This is a genomic window from Amycolatopsis sp. NPDC058340 (genome assembly GCF_042723975.1).
In the GTDB taxonomy this organism is placed as follows: Bacteria; Actinomycetota; Actinomycetes; order Mycobacteriales; family Pseudonocardiaceae; genus Amycolatopsis.
In genome coordinates this window covers 94,584-111,620 of sequence record NZ_JBHXIB010000017.1, presented here as the reverse complement: position 1 = coordinate 111,620, position 17,037 = coordinate 94,584, and the positions used below count along the sequence as shown (strand labels likewise).

15 protein-coding genes are annotated in these 17,037 nt (G+C 70.9%); all 15 read right to left on the bottom strand.

The window, feature by feature from the left end; genetic code table 11:
- Window positions 1–157: 157 nt before the first annotated feature.
- Complete coding sequence (gene murC, locus ACFWIW_RS21000) at window positions 158–1,567, bottom strand: UDP-N-acetylmuramate--L-alanine ligase (RefSeq protein ID WP_378369964.1); 1,410 nt, start codon at window positions 1,565–1,567, stop codon at window positions 158–160.
- Window positions 1,560–2,687, bottom strand: a complete 1,128-nt coding sequence (murG, locus tag ACFWIW_RS20995) for an undecaprenyldiphospho-muramoylpentapeptide beta-N-acetylglucosaminyltransferase (protein WP_378369963.1) — start codon at window positions 2,685–2,687, stop codon at window positions 1,560–1,562. Before murG ends, murC begins: the two co-directional genes overlap by 8 nt.
- Window positions 2,684–4,162 carry a putative lipid II flippase FtsW gene (ftsW, locus tag ACFWIW_RS20990; protein WP_378369962.1) on the bottom strand — a complete coding sequence of 493 codons (1,479 nt, stop codon included), beginning with the start codon at window positions 4,160–4,162 and terminating at the stop codon, window positions 2,684–2,686. Before ftsW ends, murG begins: the two co-directional genes overlap by 4 nt.
- Window positions 4,149–5,552, bottom strand: coding sequence for a UDP-N-acetylmuramoyl-L-alanine--D-glutamate ligase (murD, locus tag ACFWIW_RS20985; RefSeq protein WP_378369961.1), 1,404 nt, complete (start codon window positions 5,550–5,552; stop codon window positions 4,149–4,151). The genes ftsW and murD overlap by 14 nt, the downstream gene beginning before the upstream one ends.
- 3 nt (window positions 5,553–5,555) lie before the next feature.
- Entirely contained in the window at window positions 5,556–6,641 is a 1,086-nt protein-coding gene (gene mraY, locus ACFWIW_RS20980; protein WP_016332673.1) for a phospho-N-acetylmuramoyl-pentapeptide-transferase, read from the bottom strand.
- Window positions 6,638–8,170 carry a UDP-N-acetylmuramoyl-tripeptide--D-alanyl-D-alanine ligase gene (gene murF, locus ACFWIW_RS20975; protein WP_378369960.1) on the bottom strand — a complete coding sequence of 511 codons (1,533 nt, stop codon included), beginning with the start codon at window positions 8,168–8,170 and terminating at the stop codon, window positions 6,638–6,640. The genes mraY and murF overlap by 4 nt, the downstream gene beginning before the upstream one ends.
- Window positions 8,167–9,672 carry a UDP-N-acetylmuramoyl-L-alanyl-D-glutamate--2,6-diaminopimelate ligase gene (locus tag ACFWIW_RS20970; RefSeq protein WP_378369995.1) on the bottom strand — a complete coding sequence of 502 codons (1,506 nt, stop codon included), beginning with the start codon at window positions 9,670–9,672 and terminating at the stop codon, window positions 8,167–8,169. Before ACFWIW_RS20970 ends, murF begins: the two co-directional genes overlap by 4 nt.
- 366 nt (window positions 9,673–10,038) lie before the next feature.
- Window positions 10,039–11,967: a peptidoglycan D,D-transpeptidase FtsI family protein gene (locus tag ACFWIW_RS20965; RefSeq protein WP_378369959.1), complete on the bottom strand. Its 1,929-nt coding sequence runs from the start codon at window positions 11,965–11,967 to the stop codon at window positions 10,039–10,041.
- Window positions 11,967–12,674, bottom strand: coding sequence for a hypothetical protein (locus tag ACFWIW_RS20960; protein ID WP_378369958.1), 708 nt, complete (start codon window positions 12,672–12,674; stop codon window positions 11,967–11,969). The genes ACFWIW_RS20965 and ACFWIW_RS20960 overlap by 1 nt, the downstream gene beginning before the upstream one ends.
- Complete coding sequence (gene rsmH, locus ACFWIW_RS20955; RefSeq protein WP_378369957.1) at window positions 12,671–13,630, bottom strand: 16S rRNA (cytosine(1402)-N(4))-methyltransferase RsmH; 960 nt, start codon at window positions 13,628–13,630, stop codon at window positions 12,671–12,673. The genes ACFWIW_RS20960 and rsmH overlap by 4 nt, the downstream gene beginning before the upstream one ends.
- 204 nt (window positions 13,631–13,834) lie before the next feature.
- Complete coding sequence (gene mraZ, locus ACFWIW_RS20950) at window positions 13,835–14,266, bottom strand: division/cell wall cluster transcriptional repressor MraZ (RefSeq protein ID WP_005156436.1); 432 nt, start codon at window positions 14,264–14,266, stop codon at window positions 13,835–13,837.
- A gap of 526 nt (window positions 14,267–14,792) precedes the next feature.
- Window positions 14,793–15,545 carry an ESX secretion-associated protein EspG gene (locus ACFWIW_RS20945; protein ID WP_378369956.1) on the bottom strand — a complete coding sequence of 251 codons (753 nt, stop codon included), beginning with the start codon at window positions 15,543–15,545 and terminating at the stop codon, window positions 14,793–14,795.
- Window positions 15,542–16,120, bottom strand: a complete 579-nt coding sequence (locus tag ACFWIW_RS20940; protein ID WP_378369955.1) for a PE-PGRS family protein — start codon at window positions 16,118–16,120, stop codon at window positions 15,542–15,544. Before ACFWIW_RS20940 ends, ACFWIW_RS20945 begins: the two co-directional genes overlap by 4 nt.
- A gap of 11 nt (window positions 16,121–16,131) precedes the next feature.
- On the bottom strand, window positions 16,132–16,665 hold the full coding sequence (locus ACFWIW_RS20935; protein WP_378369954.1) for a DUF3558 family protein: 534 nt from the start codon (window positions 16,663–16,665) through the stop codon (window positions 16,132–16,134).
- Window positions 16,666–16,669: 4 nt separating this feature from the next.
- The gene (locus tag ACFWIW_RS20930; protein ID WP_240598039.1) at window positions 16,670–17,023 is read right to left on the bottom strand and encodes a hypothetical protein; all 354 of its coding nucleotides are present in this window, start codon (window positions 17,021–17,023) and stop codon (window positions 16,670–16,672) included.
- Window positions 17,024–17,037 lie beyond the last annotated feature (14 nt).

Here is a 17,037-nt window from a genome sequence, read left to right as displayed (position 1 = left end):
TGAAGTTGGCAGGTTGCGTGAGGGTACGCGCGCGCGTTTCTTCTCGGCCGGAGGCCTCGGATTCGCGAAGGCGGGCCGCCGGCATGGCCGGGTGAGTGAAAAGACGATGCCGCGGCCCGGCCGCGGGGATCCGAGAGCGCGCTTTGAGAGACACTGCTTACCCCGCCCGCCGGTCCAGTTCGGCCAGGATCTCCGGGCCGAGCTGCGTGACGTCGCCGGCACCCATGGTCACCAGCAGGTCGCCGGGTTTGACCAGATCCGCCGCGAGCTTCGCCGCGACGTCGAACGCGGGCTGGTAGTGCACGGGGACACCGGAGATCTGGTCGGCGATGAGCGCGCCGCTCACCCCGGGCTCCGGCTTCTCGCGCGCCCCGAAGACGTCCAGCACGACGACCTCGTCGGCCAGCGACAGCGCGGCCGCGAACTCCTTCGAGAACGCCTTCGTGCGCGAGTACAGATGCGGCTGGAACACCACGACGACCCGGCCCGAGCCCGCGGCCGTCCGCACCGCGCGCAGCTGCGCGTCGACCTCGGTCGGGTGGTGCGCGTAGTCGTCGTACACGCGGACGTCGCCCGCGCGGCCCTTGAACTCGAACCGCCGCCGGACACCGCCGAACGCGGCGAGCCCTTCGGCCAGTCCGTCGACCGGCGCGCCGAGCTCGATCCCGGCCAGCAGCGCGGCGATCGCGTTCAGCGCCATATGCTCGCCCGGCACCGCGACCCGGAGGACGATTTCCTCGCCCTGCAACGAAATCCGGACGACGCCGCCGTCCGGTGCGGGGGCGTAGTCGAGCACCTTCGCGTCGTCGGCGCCGGTGACCGAACGCCCGTAGCGACGGGCACGGATGCCCCGCGCCGCAGCCAGCGTGCCCAGCTTCTCGGCACCCTCGTCGTCACCGCAGACGACGAGCAGCCCGCCCGGCACGATCCGGCCGAGGAAGTCGGCGAACACCGAGACGTAGGCCTCGGCCGTGCCGTGGTGGTCCAGGTGGTCCGGCTCGACGTTGGTCACCACGGCGACCGACGGCGAGTAGGCCAGGAACGACCCGTCGCTCTCGTCGGCCTCGGCGACGAAGATCCCGCCCTCGCCGTGGTGCGCGTTGGCGCCCGACTCGTTGAGGTCGCCGCCGATGGCGAACGACGGGTCGAGACGGCACTGCTGCAGCGCGACGGTCAGCATCGACGTCGTCGACGTCTTGCCGTGCGTCCCGGCGATACAGGCGACGCGGTGCCCCTCCATCAGCCCGGCCAGCGCCTCGGCGCGGTGCAGCACGGTGATCCCGCGTTCCCGCGCGGCCGCCAGTTCCGGGTTGTCCTCCTTGATCGCGGTCGACACGATCACCGAGGACGGGCCTTCGGGGAACGCGTCGAGGTTTTCGGCGCGCTGGCCGACGGCGATCTCGGCGCCCTGGGCACGCAGCGAAAGGAACGCGCGCGACTCCTTGGCGTCGGAGCCGGACACCTGGGCGCCGCGGGCGAGCAGGATGCGGGCGATACCGCTCATCCCGGCGCCGCCGATCCCGATCAGATGGGCACGCGTGAGCGTGTCGGGGAGTTGATCAGGCACCTGCGGCCTCCAGCACGATCTTGGCAAGGGTCTCGTCGGCCTCACGGTGACCGAGGCCGACCGCGGCCGCGCTCATCTTCGCGATCCGGTCGGCGTCGGACACCAGCGGGATCACCAGCTCCGCGACCTTGGCGGGGCTGAGGTCGGCGTCGTCGACCATCAGCCCGGCACCGGCGTCGACCGCGGGCCGGGCGTTGACCGCCTGCTCGCCGTTGCCATAGGGCAGCGGGACGAACACCGCCGGCAGGCCGACGGCGGACACCTCGGCGACGGTCATCGCGCCGGAGCGGCACAGCACCGCGTCGGCGGCGGCGTAGGCGAGGTCCATGCGCTCCAGGTACGGCACCGGGACGTACGCGGGCCGCCCGGGGAACTCCTGGACGACCAGCGTGTTCTTCGGCCCGTGGGCGTGCAGGACACCGACACCGGCGTCCGCGAACTCCTTGGCCGCGCCGGAGACGGCGCCGTTGATCGACACCGCGCCCTGCGAACCGCCGAAGACCAGCAGCGTCGGGGCGTCGGGGTCGAGCCCGAAGTGCTCGCGGGCCTCGGCGCGCAGCGCGGCCCGGTCGAGCGAGGTGATGGAGCGGCGCAGCGGGATGCCGATGACCTCGGCCTTCGCCAACGGCGTCCCCGGGACGGCGACGGCGACGCGGACGGCGAACCGCGCGCCGACCTTGTTCGCCAGGCCCGGCTTCTCGTTGGCCTCGTGCACCACGATCGGCGTGCGGCCGCGCGCGGCGAGGTACGCCGGAAGCGCGACGTAGCCACCGAAGCCGACGACGACGTCCGCGCCGACCCGGTCCAGGACCTCGCGGGTGCGCTTGACCGCGTCGCGGACCTTCAGCGGCATCTTCAGCAGTTCGGGTGTCGGCTTGCGGGGCATCGGCACCGGCGGGATCAGCTCCAGCGGGTAGCCCCGCGCCGGGACGAGCTTGTTCTCCAGCCCGCGCTCGGTCCCGAGCGCGATCACCTTCGCGTCGGGACGCAGGCGCATCACCGCGTCGGCGAGGGCGAGTGCCGGTTCGATGTGCCCGGCGGTACCACCGCCGGCGACCACGACCACCGGCGCCTTGCCGGCGACCTCACCTGAAGCGCCACCTCTGACGGGGTTGTTCACCTATGACCTCTCCGGTTTGCGGTACCCCGTTTCGCGGTACCGCGGTTCACCGCCGTTCGCGCGGCCGTCCTCCTGCCGGGCTCCCGTACCGAACGGCGCCGCTCCTGTGCGGGCGAAGGCCTCGCCGTCCTCGGCGCGGGCCTCGCCGCCTTGGCGGCGCCTCCCCTGGCCGCGCCGCCCTTGCGTTTGGCGGGCGGGCGGTACGGCTCGGGCGCGGGAAGCCTCAGCAGGCGTCCGAATTTACCCGGCCCCTGCGAACGCAGTGCGGCCACCGCCTCCGGTTCGTGCCGGGCGGCGTTGGCCAGGATCCCCATGATGAGCATGGTGATCACCAGCGACGTCCCGCCGTAGGAGATCAGCGGCAGTGTCACGCCGGTGACCGGCAGCAGGCCGACGACGTAGCCGATGTTGATACCGGCCTGCGCGACCAGGAACACGGTCAGCGTGCCGGCCACGATCCGGATCCACGGGTCGAGATTGCGGGTGGCGATCCGCAGGCCCACGACGGCGACCCCGGCGAACAGCCCCAGCACCACCGCGCAGCCGATGAAGCCGAGTTCCTCGCCGATCAGGGCGAAGATGAAGTCGTTCTGCACGTTGGGCAGGTAGCCCCAGTTGGACTGGCCCTGCCCGAGGCCCTTGCCGAACAGCCCGCCGTCGGCGAGCGCGAGTTTCGCCTGATTGGCCTGGAAGCCGTCCGCGCTGGTGTCCGGGTCGCCGGAGACGAACGACATGACCCGCGCCAGCCGGTACGGGGCGATGATCGCCAGCACCAGGATCCCGGCGAGGCCACCCGCGAGGATGACCCCGAACAGTCGTTTCGGCGCGCCCGCGAACCACAGCAGGGCCATCAGCACGACCGCGAGGGTGATCGTGCCGCCGAGGTCGGGCTGCATCATGACCAGCGCGAACATCAGCAGCGCGATCGGCACCACCGGCACGAGCAGATGGCGCCACTGGTTGATGATGTTGTACTTGATCACCAGGATGTGCGCGCCCCAGAAGGCGAGCGCGACCTTCGCCGCCTCGACCGGCTGGAAGGCGAACCCGCCGAGCCGGAACCAGCCCTGCGAGCCGTTGACCTCGGAGCCGAGCGGGGTCAGCACCAGCACGAGCAGCCCGAGACAGACCACCGTCGCCGTCGCCGACAACCGGCGGACGCGTTCCAGCGGCACCCTCAGCCCGATCCAGAACACCACCGCGCCGATCGCGACGAACATGAGGTGCTTGCTGAACTGGGCGTACACGCCGGTGCCGGTCTTGGGGTTGTACGAAGCGACCGAAGACGCGGACAGCACCATCACGATGCCGATCACGGTCAGCACGCCGGTGAGCGCCAGGACCAGGTGGAACGAGGCGAGCGGCCGCGAAAGCCAGGCCGTCAGCGCGGTGCGGAAGGCGACGAACGGGCTTTCCTTGCGCTCACGACGCTTGCGTGGCGCGGTCTCGCGCTTTCTTTCCTCAACCGCCGTCACTGGTCTCCCCCGCACCGTCGCGCAGGACACGGACCGCGCTCGCGAACGCGTCGCCGCGTGCGCCGTAGCTCGAGTACATGTCCAACGACGCCGCGGCGGGGGCCAGCAGCACCACATCTCCAGGGCGCGCCAGGGCTCGGGCCGCCTTCACCGCCGCAGTCATGGTGTCATCGTCACCCGAAGGGAGGCTGTTCACCGGGACATCCGGCGCGTGTCGCGCGACAGCGGCGGCGATCACGGGTGAATCCACGCCGAACAGCACGACTCCGCGCAGCCTTCCGGCGATCGAGCCGACGAGTTCGTCCACGGAAGCGCCCTTGAGCTGGCCACCGGCGATCCAGACGACGTTCAGATGCGCGCGCAGCGAACCGCTCGCCGCGTGCGGGTTGGTCGCCTTGGAGTCGTTGATGTACCGGACGCCGTCGATCTCGCCGATCTCCTCGGCCCGGTGCGGGGCGGGCCGGTATTCGCGCAGGCCCTTGGCGACGTCCTCGCCGGCGACGCCGTACGCGCGGGCCAGTGCCGCCGCGGCGAGCGCGTTCGAGACGTTGTGCGGACCGGCGGGACGCACGTCGGCCAGCGTGCCGAGTTCGTCGGCGCTGGTCGCCGGGTCGGCGACGAAAGCGCGGTCGACCAGGAGGTCTTCCACGATCCCGAGTTCGCCGGGGCGCGGGGTGTCCATGCCGAACGCGACACGGCGGGCGTCGGCGGGCGCGTGCTCGTCGGCGAGGCGGACGGACCACTCTTCGTGGAGGTTGCGCACCACGGTGCGGGAGTGGGTGTGGACCCGCCCCTTCGCGGCCGCGTACTCCTCCATCGAGCCGTGCCAGTCGAGGTGGTCCTCGGCCAGGTTCAGCACCACCGACGCGAGCGGGGCCAGCGTCGACGACCAGTGCAGCTGGAAACTCGACAGCTCCACGGCGAGCACCTCGTGCCCGGCCCGCACCGCGTCGAGCACCGCGAAACCGACGTTCCCGCAGGCCACGGCGTCGACCCCGGCGGTGCGCAGGATCGACTCCAGCATCCCGACCGTGGTGGTCTTGCCGTTGGTGCCGGTGATCGCGAGCCACACCGGCGGCTTGTCGCGCAGCTGCCCGACGCGCCACGCCAGCTCGACGTCGCCGATCACCTCGACGCCCGCCTCGGCCGCCGCCACCAGCAACGGCGACGTCGGCTTCCAGCCGGGACTGGTCACGACCAGCTCGACACCCTCCGGCGGCTCGGTCAGGCCCGGCACCAAGTCGGCACCGAGCCCTTCGAGCTCCGCCAGCCGTTCGGCGTTGCCGTCGGTGACGGTGATCCGCGCGCCCAGATCCGCCAGGACGGGGACGATGGACTTGCCGGTGACCCCGGCACCGGCGACGAGGACGTGACGCCCGGCGAGCTCCACTTGCTAACCCCCGAGGCCGAGCTGCTCGCTGTAGAACAGGCCGAGACCGAACATGCAGCAGATGGCCGAAAGCAGCCAGAACCGGATGATGACGGTGGTTTCGGCCCAGCCCGCGAGCTCGAAGTGGTGATGGAACGGCGCCATCCGGAACAGCCGCCGCCTGGTCGTGCGGAACACGGCGATCTGCGCGACCACCGAGATCATCTCGACCATGAACAGACCGCCGATGACGATGGCGAGCAGTTCGGTGCGGGTGGTCATCGACAGCCCGGCGACGAGGCCACCGAGGGCCAGCGAACCGGTGTCACCCATGAAGATCTTCGCCGGTGCCGCGTTCCACCACAGGAAGCCGACACAGGCGCCGGTCGCCGCGGCGGCCACCACGGCCAGGTCCAGCGGGTCACGGACGTCGTAGCAGGCGGCCTGCGGGGTGACCGCGCACGAGAGGCGGGTCTGCCAGAAGGCGATGACGACGTAGGTCGCCAGCACCATCGCCGCGGTGCCGCCGGCGAGACCGTCGAGGCCGTCGGTGAAGTTCACCGCGTTCGACCAGCCGGAGATGACGATGTAGCAGAAGATCACGAAGAACACCGACGGGAAGGTGATCAGCGCGAGGTCCCGCACGTAGGACAGGCTTTCCGACGCCGGGGTGAGCCCGCGTTCGTCGGCGAACTGCAGCGCCAGGATCGCGAAGGCGATCGTGACCACGAGCTGGCCGACCAGTTTCGCGGTCTTGTTCAGGCCGAGGTTGCGCTGCTTGCGGATCTTGATGAAGTCGTCGAGGAAGCCGACGAGCCCGAGACCGACGGCCAGCAGGAGGACCAGCAGCCCCGAGGCGGACGGGCCGCCGGTGCCGTTGCCGCCGCTGAGCGCGCTGATCAGATGCGCCACGAAATACCCGACGACCATCGCGACGATGATCGCGACACCACCCATCGTCGGGGTACCGCGTTTGGATTTGTGTCCCTGCGGTCCTTCCTCCCGGATCTCCTGGCCGAAGCCCTGCCGGGAGAACACCCGGATCAGATAGGGAGTGAGGAGGATGGAGACCAGCAGGCCCGCCGCGGCCGCGATCAGGATGCTGATCACGCGTCACCACCGTTCGAGCGTTCTTGAGAGGGGGAAGGGGCTACTACAGGGGATTCAGCGTCGGTTACGGGAGCGGCGAGCACGGCGTCGGCCACCCGCCACAGGGCGGCGGCCTTGGACGCCTTCACCAGCACCACGTCTCCCGCGCGGAGCTGATCATGCAGCAGGGCGATGGCGGCCTCGACGTCGGGTACCAGTACCGACTCCTCGCCCCAGGAACCCTCGTGCTGGGCGCCCTGATGCGTGGCCGCGGCCGCCTCGCCGATGACCACGAGCTTGTCGATGTTGAGCCGGACGACGAGCCTGCCGATGCCGTCGTGCGCCTCGACCGAGTTCTCGCCGAGGTCGCCCATCACGCCGAGCACGGCCCACGAGCGGCGGTTCGCGCTCATCGACGCGAGCGCCTTGAGCGCGGCGCGCATCGACTCGGGGCTGGCGTTGAAGGAGTCGTTGAGGACCGTGACGCCGTCGGCGCGGGTGGTGACCTCCATGCGGCGTTCGGAGCGCCGTTCGAGGCTCGACAGGCGGGCCGCGACCTCCTCGACCGTCGAGCCCATCTCCAGTGCCACGGCGGCCGCGCTGAGCGCGTTCCCGACGTGGTGCTCGCCGTAGAGCGGCAGCTTCACCGGCGCCTCACCGTCCGGGGTGACCAGCCGGAACGACGCGCGCGCTTCGCCGTCGAGGGTGATGTCGGCGGCGCGGACCTGCGCGGACTCGCTCTCGCCGACGAACACCACGCGGGCCTTCGTCCGGCTGGCCATGGCCGCGACGTACGGGTCGTCGAGGTTCAGGACCGCGACACCGCCGTCCTCGGCGCTCGGCAGCGCCTCGACGAGTTCGCCCTTGCCCTTGGCGATGCCCTCGCGGGAGCCGAACTCGCCGACGTGGGCGGTGCCGACGTTGAGCACGACCCCGATCCGCGGCGGCGCGATGGCCGCCAGTTCGGCGATGTGGCCGGGTCCGCGGGCGGAGAGCTCCAGCACGAGCTGCCGGGTCGAGTCATCGGCCCGCAGTGCCGTCCAGGGGTGGCCGAGCTCGTTGTTGAACGACCCGGGCGGCGCCACCGTCGGGCCGAGCGGCTCCAGCAGCTGGGCGATGATGTCCTTGGTCGAGGTCTTGCCCGCCGAACCGGTGACCCCGACGACGGTCAGGTGGTCGCCGGCGAGCTTCTGGATCACATGCCGGGCGATCTTGGCGAGCGCGGCCAGCACCGCGGCACCCGCCCCGTCCTTGTCCGAGACCAGCGCGAAGGCCCGCTCGTGCCCCTCGCCCGCCTCCAGCGGCGGGACGATCACGGCCGGGGCGTCGACCTCGCGGGCGGCGAGCACCGCGACGGCGCCGGACTCGACGGCCCGCGCGGCGAAGTCGTGGCCGTCGACCTTCGCCCCGGGCAGCGCGATGAACAGGCCGCCGGGCGTGACCTCACGGGTGTCGAATTCGACGCTTCCGGTGACCTCGGCGGTCCCGTCGGTCCGATGCAGCCGCCCGCCGACGATGGCGGCGATCTCGGCCAGGCTGAGCACGATCACGATGTCTCCAGACGTCTGCGGATGGCGGAGGCCAGCTCTTCCCTGTCGGAGAACGGGTGCACGACACCCTGGACCTCCTGGCCGGTCTCGTGGCCCTTGCCCGCGATGAGCACGATGTCGCCGGGCCGGGCCAGCTCGACCGCGTGGACGATGGCTTCCCGGCGGTCGGCGATCTCGAGGATCTCGCCGCCCAGTGCCGGTCCGGCGTTGCGGGCACCGGCCAGCATCGCCGCCCGGATCGCGGCCGGATCCTCCGACCGCGGGTTGTCGTCGGTCACGATCAGCACCTCGCTGCGCCGGACCGCCGCCTCGCCCATCACCGGGCGCTTGGCGGTGTCGCGGTCCCCGCCGCAGCCGAGGACGGTGATGATCCGGCCCTCGGTGCGGGCACGCAGCGCGTCGAGACCCTGCGCGACGGCGGCGGGCTTGTGCGCGTAGTCGACCACCGCGGTGAACGGCTGGCCGAGGTAGACCCGCTCCATCCGGCCCGGCACCTCGACCGAGGCGAGCCCGGCGACGATGGCGTCGAGCGGGACACCGGCGGTGTTCAGGATCGCGGCCGCGAGCACGGCGTTCGCCACGTTGAACTCGCCCGGCAGCGGGATCTTGGCCGCGGCGGTGAGGCCCTCGGGGCCGTGGAGGGTGAAGGTCTGCTCCCCCGCCGGGGTGGGGTTGAGGTCGGTGGCGCGCCACAGCGCGTCCGTTCCCGGCTCGGTGGACACGGTCACCGTGTGCGGGGTGAGGAGTGCGTGGCCCCAGGCGCTGTCGACGACGACCACCTCGGCGGTGGACCGGCCGTCGAACAGCAGCGACTTGGCGGCGAAGTACTCCTCCATGTCCTTGTGGAAGTCCAGGTGGTCCTGGGAGAGGTTCGTGAAGGCCCCGACCGCGAAACGCGTGCCGTTGACCCGGCCCAGCGACAGCGCGTGGCTGGAGACCTCCATCGGGACGTGCGTGACGCCGCGTTCCACCATCACGGCCAGCAGCGCCTGCAGATCCGGCGCCTCGGGGGTGGTGAACCCGCTGGCCAGCCGCTCCCCCGCGATCCGGGTCTCGACCGTGCCGATCAGCCCGGTGGTGAGCCCGGCGGCCTTGAGCCCGGCGTCGACCAGGTACGACGTCGTGGTCTTGCCGGACGTCCCGGTGATACCGAGGACGGACAGCTCCAGCGACGGCTCCCCGTAGATCCAGGCGGCGATCTCGCCGAGGGCGGCCCGCGGGTCCGGGTGCACCAGGATCGGCACGCCGGCGTCGCGGAGCACCGGACGCTCGGCGCCCGCCTCGTCGGTGAGCACGGCGGCCGCGCCGGCCGCGATGGCCTGGTCGCTGAAGTCCGCGCCGTGGGCACGGGCACCGGGAAGCGCGGCGAAGAGGTCACCGGGGAGGACGTGCTGGGCGCGGAGCGTGCTGCCCGTGACCGTCAGCTCGGCCGCGGCCGGATAGTCGTCGCCACCCACCACGAGCCGCGCGCCCGCCCTGGCGAGCAGCGTGCCCAGCGGCATCGGCTCGATCCTGGCCGGGCGAGGGGGTGCGGCGACGGCCTTGACCGGGCTGTCCGGGACCTGGGCAGCCGTCGCGCCGGACCCGCTTTCGACGGCGGGACCGCTGCGGGGATCTGAAGTAGGCACCGACACAGCCAAGGAGGTTACCGGCGCGGCATTCGGGTGACTGAAGCGGTGCGGGGTGTGAGCGCGGCGATCATGCTCGTGGTAATGGGTTTCGCGGCCTCTCCTTGGCACGCAAGGGCTTCCGACTGTCGCTTGAGGACTTCGGGCGCGGCCAGGGGTTGAAGGGGACTTTCCCCGCGTCTCACGCGGCGAAGGACGCTTTCCTCTCATGACATGCGGGGAAAGCGTCCTTCAGCGACGTCAGGAAAGGACCAGCGGGACCTGAGGCGACGGACCGTCCGAAAGCGGGATCTGGAACCGCTGCGCCAGGTACGCGGCCACCGTGTGGAACAGCGGCGCGGCCGAGAGTCCTTGCTGCAGGGTGGCGTCCGGCGCGTCGAGCCGGATGCCGACCACGAAGCGCGGTTTGTCGGCGGGCAGGATCCCGGCGAAGGTGATGTTGTACAGGTGGTTGCTGTACGTCTTCGTCTGCGGGTCGACCTGCTGGCCGGTGCCCGTCTTGCCCGAGATCTGGTAGCCCTCCAGCGCCGCCTTCGGCCCGGTGCCGCTCTGCTGCCCGCGGCCCTTCTGCGTCACCGCGCGCATCATGTCGCGTACGGTCTTCGCCGCCTGCGGGCTGATGACCTGGACGGTCTTCGGCGCCGGCTCCGGGACGAGCGTCCCGTCCGGGTTGACCTTCGCCTTGACCACCCGGGGTTCCACCCGCAGACCGTCGTTCGCGATGGCCTGGTACATCCCGGCCATCTGCACGACCGTCATCGAAAGTCCCTGCCCGATCGGCAGGTTCCCGAACGTCGTGGCCGACCACTGGTTGCGCGGAGGCACGACACCCGGGCTCTCACCGGGAAGACCGAGCCCCGTGCGCTGGCCGAGACCGAACTTCTTGAGCAGATCCGCGTACCGGTCCTCGCCGAGTTTCTGCGCCAGCAACAGCGTGCCGACGTTCGACGACTTCGCGAAGATGCCGGTCGTGGTGAACTGCTGGGTGCCGTGGTGCCAGGCGTCCTTGACGATCTTGTCCGCGACCTGCAGTGAACCCGGCACCGGCAGGGACGACTCCGGCGTGGTGATGCCCGCGTCGATCGCGCCCGCGGCGGTGACGATCTTGTTCACCGAACCGGGTTCGAACGGCGTGGTCACCGCGCGGTTGTTCAGGTTCTCCGTCTCGCTGCGCGAAGCGGGGTCGTTGAGGTTGACGGTCTTGTCGTTGGCCAGCGCGTAGACCTCGCCGGTCTTCGAGTCCAGGATGACCGCCTGGCCGCCCTTGGCCTTCGACTTGGCGACGTAGTCGCTCAGCTGCCGCTGCAGTTCGTACTGCAGGTCGGTGTCGATCGTGAGCTGCAGGTCCGAACCGGGGACGGCGTTCTGGATGTCCCGTTCGGTACCGGGGATGACGAGGTTGTCGTTGCCGTTCCGGGTGTTGACGATCTTGCGGCCCGGCGTTCCGGCGAGGTCGTTGTCCCGTGAGGCTTCGAGACCGTAGCCACCGTGCAGGTTGTGCTTGGAGACGTCCTTGTCGTCGGTGCGCCAGTTCGCGTAGCCGACGATGTTCGCGCCGACCGAGTCACCGGGATACTCCCGCTTCGAGCGCTTCTCGACGCTGATCCACGGGTACTGCTTGACGATCGACTCGGCGACCGACGGTTCGATGTCGTGCACCAGGTAGGTGAAGCCGTCCGGCTTGTGGAACTTGTCCAGCAGTTCCTGCTCGGTGATCACCCCGGGCAGCTTGGCCGCGATCAGCTTCGCCGCGCCCGCCACCTCGGACTCGAAGGTCTTCCCCTTGGCCGGGTTCTTCGCGGCGAAGTCGTTCATCGTCTTGTGGAGCCAGTTCAGGCTCACCGCGAGGGTCCGCACCTCGACGCTGAACGCGATCTTCGTCCCGTTGCGGTCCAGGATGGAGCCACGCTGCGCGGGACTTTCGATCACCGACGTCCGCTGCCGTTCCGCCGCCTCAGACAGCGCGCCGGCCTCGAACCACTGCACCTGCACCAGTTTGAGGCCGGCGAGCACCATCACGACGATCAGCAGGATCCGGACGCCGGTGAACCGGCTCCGGTTCCCCCCGTTGCCCCGGCGGGCGGTGGCGCGACGAGTCCCGGCGGCGTAGGTCCGCCGCGCGCTCCCCGCCGACCGGGCCCTGGCCTGCGCCGGGCGGCCGGGCGACATCACTGACCTCCCTGCGCCGGGGGTGCGTTCTCCTGGGGCACCGCGGGCTGGTCACCTTCGTACGGCGTGCCCTGCTGCGTGCCCTCGGCGGGCGGAGGCGCCGCCGGGTCGGCCGGTGCGGCGGGCGCCTCGGCTTCGGCCTTCTTCGGCTCACCGACCACAGTGGACTGTCCATCCGGGCCGACCACGATATGCGCGGGGTCGCCGCCGGGCACCATGCCCAGTTCCCTGGCCTTGGGCGCCAGCGAAGCGGGCGACTCGGCCTTCGCGACCTCCCGCTGCAGCCGTTCCTTCGCCTCGGCGAGCCCGGCGTTGGTCGTGCGGAGCTGTTCGAGCCGGTACGAATCGGCGATGGCCTGCGTGGTCAGCCACAGCGTGCACGCCACCCCGACGGCCAGCATGCCCATCATCATCAGCACGAACGACGCGCGCGAACGCGGCCAGCGCAGCTTGAGCTTCTTCTTCGGCTCTTCCTTGCCCGCGCCGCCTTCCGCGTCGGGGCGGTTGCGCTGCTGGTCTCGCTGCAGCAGGTCGGCGCGCTGGGCGCGACGGGCGTAGGCACGCTCGGCCGCCGACGTCCGGCCACGGGAGGCGCGGGACTTCGTGGTCTCGGTGGTGTCGGATGTCTGGTCGACGGTGGCGGTCGCGCGGGCACGCCGTCCGGGCGGCGGTGTCCGGCGGCCGCGGGATTTCGCGGGAGCGGTCATCGTGCTCGGTCTCCGATCCGTTCGGCGGCCCGCAGCCGCACGGAGGCGGCCCGTGTGTTCTGTTCGGTCTCCGCCTCGCCGGCCTTCTCGGCCCCTCTGGTGAGCAGTTTCAGTTCCGGGCCGTGGCCCGGCAGTTCCACCGGAAGCCCTTCCGGCGTCCGGGATTTCGCCAGTTCCGCGAAGGCCTGCTTGACCAGCCTGTCTTCGAGGGACTGATAGGACTCCACGACGATGCGGCCGCCGACGGCGAGGCAGGACAGCGCCCTCGGCATCGCGCGCCGCAGCACCTCCAGTTCGCCGTTGACCTCGATCCGCAACGCCTGGAAGGTGCGCTTCGCCGGATGCCCGCCGGTACGCCTGCTCGCCGCGGGGACCGCGTCGTACAGCAGTTCCACCAGCCGCCCGCTGCGCGTGAAGGGTTCCTTCTCCCGTTCCGCCACAACGGCTTTGACGATCCGCTGGGCGAACCGTTCCTCGCCGTAGTCGCGCAGGATCCGGATCAGCTCGCCGGGGGCGTAGGTGTTGAGCACGTCGGCCGCGGTGAACCCGGTGGTCGGGTCCATCCGCATGTCGAGCGGGGAATCCTTGGCGTAGGCGAAACCGCGCTCGGCACGGTCCAGCTGCATCGAGGAGACCCCGAGGTCGAACAGGATCCCGTCCACTCTGGACAGTCCTAGTTCCTGCAGCGCGGATGGCATCTCGTCGTAGACGGCGTGCACGAAGTCGACGCGATCACCATGCCTCGCAAGGCGTTTCGCGGAAAGCTCCAGCGCGTTGGGGTCACGGTCGAGGGCGACGAGGCGCAGCCGGGGGAACGCGGTGAGCAGCGCGTCGGAATGACCGCCGAGCCCGACGGTCGCGTCGACCAGCACGGCCTCGCGGTCGGAGAAGACCGGCGCGAACAGTTCGACGATGCGGTCCAGCAGCACCGGGACGTGCTCGTGTTCGTCTGCCATGTCTTCCCCCTTTCCCTGTAGTGCCGGGGAAGATGCCGGATGCCGTCAGGTCCCTGTCCGCCCGCCTGCTGACCTGGTACCGGGGAAGGTGTACCAGGGCCACTGAGCGGACAGAGGCCTCACGGCATCCGTGTGGACGGTTCCCGGCGTGTCCGAAGCGTGAACCCGCGCCCCCCGACGGCGTGGGTGCTTCCTCGGTCACGTCTAGAAGACGCCCGGCAGAACTTCCTCTCGAGCCTTCGCGTAGCTGTCCTCGTGTTCGTCCAGGTAGCCCTGCCACGCTTGGGCGTCCCAGATCTCCAGCCTGGTGATCGCCCCGATCACCACGCACTCCTTGTTCAGCCCGGCGTAGCGTCGGAGCTCGGACGCGATCGCGATACGTCCTTGCCCGTCCGGGCGTTGTTCGTCCGTCCCGGCGAAGAGATAACGCTGATAGGCCCGGACCGCCTCGTTCGTGAACGGGGCGTCGGCGACCTTCCTCGCCATCTGCTCGAACTCGGCCCGGGGAAAGACGAAGAGACAGTGATCCTGTCCCTTGGTGACCATCAGCCCACCGGCGAGCGCGTCGCGGAACTTCGCGGGCAGCGTGAGCCGCCCCTTGTCATCCAGTTTCGGGGTGTGGGTGCCGAGGAACACCGGCTCCACCTCCCTACCGATCCTGGCTGCGAACAACCAAGCCCGGCCACGGGGCTCCCTTCTGCCCCACTGCGCACCACCGTACCCCACTTTTCACCACAGTCAACGCGTCAAAAGCCGCGACCACTCCGTCGTGTCAGGCGTTTTCGCTGGTCAGCCAGGTGGGGCCTGGTGGGGGCTCGGTGGGGGACGGTGGCCAAGATCCCCCTGGGCGGGTATCGAAGCAACCTCATCCATGCCTGACACGTCCGGATATCGGCCGCCGGAACCCTGCTGTGGGGCGGAGTGGGGGTGAAAGTGGGGAATCCGGTGGGGACGAGTGGGGCCACTGTGGAGGGTGACGACGTCGGGTCATCCCACGACCCGTGTCGACAAAGGACCGGCCGTTCCTGGTGAGCGGCGAGGACGACACGTGCCGTCCGCCCGGACACGAGTGTCGTCCGTCTGATCACACGTGCCGTCCTCGTGAGTGGCGCTTCGGGTTAGAACACGAATCGCCACTCACGACGCCAGCGCTCACCGGCACCTAGCGGTCCTCGTCCAGCAGTGAGGCCAGTCGCGCGGCCAGCCGGGGACCGTCCACAGGGGACACGTTCACCCACGCCTGCCCGCCGCGCCCCTCGGTGCGTGCCGCGCAGTACGCGCCGACGTCGGTGTCGAACCAGGTCAGCCCGCCCGCCCGGTGCGCCCGGCCGTCGCGGCCGCGGGTCCGCACGGTGAACTGGCCCGCGCTGTAGACGGGCCGAGCCTGGATCGCGAGCACCTCGCGCAGCTGACTGTCCGAAGCCGACGATCGCCCGCCGTCGCCGAACACCGGGTCCTGCAGGTCTTCGCCGAAGCGCGCCGCGGGCAGGCTGATGCCGTAACCGGGGCCGGGCCGCAGTTCGGGCAGGACGTCGACGATCGCGGCGAACACCTCGCCATCGGTGATCCCGGACAGCGCGATGGTCTGTTCCGGCTGCGTGGCCAGCACGCCGTGCCGCCCCCGCGCGGCCGCGACCGCGCGGAACGGGGCCTGGGCCGTCATGTCGGCCAGCGCCTCGCATTCGACGTAGACCTCGGCGCGCGCGAGCAGGTCCAGCCGCGCTTCCAGGGCGGCGTCGAGCCGGTCCCCGTCGTAGAGGCCTCGTTCGGCGAGGTTTTCGTAGACCGCGGCGCGGATCTCGGCGCGTTCCGCTTCGGTGACGCCGACGCTGCGCACGGACAGCGGCCACGGCGGGGCCGCGTGTCCCAGATCGGACCAGAGGACGTCGAACGCCGACGCGGAAACGCGGATCAAGACCGCCCCAGCTCGGGCGGTTTCCCGAAGGAGACCCGTGGGGTCAGCGAACGCAGTGAGGCATCGCGGGTGTTCATGACGTCGACGGCCTTGCGGCGGGCCTCTTCGGCTTCCGCGTGCTTGGCCTCCATCTCGTCGGCGAGCGCGGCCAGGAGCGCGAGGTTCCCGCCCGCCGCGGCGCCGCGGATCATCGCGCCGGGGTCGTAGTCCACCGGCGGCGGCATGTCGGCGCGGGCCCGCGCCGCCGCCTCGGCCTGTCCGGACACGGCCTTCCCGAGCGAGGACGAGAGGTCCGCGGACCAGGTCAGCCAGCCGGACGCGGTGGCCAGCACGCCGCGGAGCGCGTCGCCCGCTTCGCCGCGCCAGTTCTCTTCGCTGCTGCCGACCAGCCCGGCCAGTTCGGCCGTCGCGTCCTGCATACGCCGCGCGAGCGCGTCCCAGCCGGCGCCGATACCGCCCGCAGCCTCGGGATCGTTGCCCGCTTCGACCTCGGCGGCCAGCGCTTCGTGGCTGTACGCCTCGTATCGCGTGGCCGCGACCGGGACCTCGCGTCCCGGCGTCTCTCCTTCAGGCACGGCACCTTCTCCTAAGGCAGTTTGGGTTCGGCCAATCCCGCCACCGTCACCGCCCGCTCGCAGGCGAGCGGGGTGTCGGTGAAGTTCGTGTTGCTCACGTCGATCTGGACGCTCGCCTTCTCCCCCATGCCGAGCAGGACCGCGCAGGTCCCGTCGGCGGCCTTCTTGTCGGCGACCTTGAGCGCGTCCCGGCCGCCGACCTTGGTCTTGGTGGCGGTCTTGCGCGCGACCTCGAGATCCTTCAGTCCGTTGCGCTCGTCCACGGTGATGGTGACGCCGAAGGTCGCGGGCACCGTCCAGTCGCAGGCGCGGGCACCGTTGATCTCCTTCGCGACGCCGAGCACGTTCAACCCGGCCGTCGACCGGTCCTGCGGCCCGAGCAGCGCGCACGGATCGACGCCGCGATCCGGCGCGGGCGCCGACGACGAAGGGGCGGGCGCCGGGCCGTCCGCGGCGGGAACCCGCGCCTGGCCCGCGGCCCCTTGCCCGCAGGCGGACACTGTGAGGACGACGAGGAAGCCGAGACCGGCAAGGCGGGAGCGCATGGGATCAGCCGCCGACACAGTCCACGTCCGCCGCCGCTTGTTCATCCTGCCGGGTGTACTTCGCCAGGGCCTTCTCGATCCGGTTCTTGAGCGCCTCGAGTTCCTTGCCGAACGCCGTGAGCGCCTCGACCGCGGACCCCTCGGCGCCGATCCCGTACTGCGCCATGAACTTGCCGACCTCGTCCGCGTATCCCCCGCCGAGGGGAACCGTGCGGCCGAGCACCTTGGCCTCGCGGACCATCTGGCCGACCACGTCTTGCAGGGCGGAGATCTTCGCGTGGGCGTCGGCGGCCAGCTCCGGCGCGACCGCGAACCCGCTCAGATCGAACCGGGGCTTGGCGGTACTCACCTCGCTCATAAGCGATTACGCCT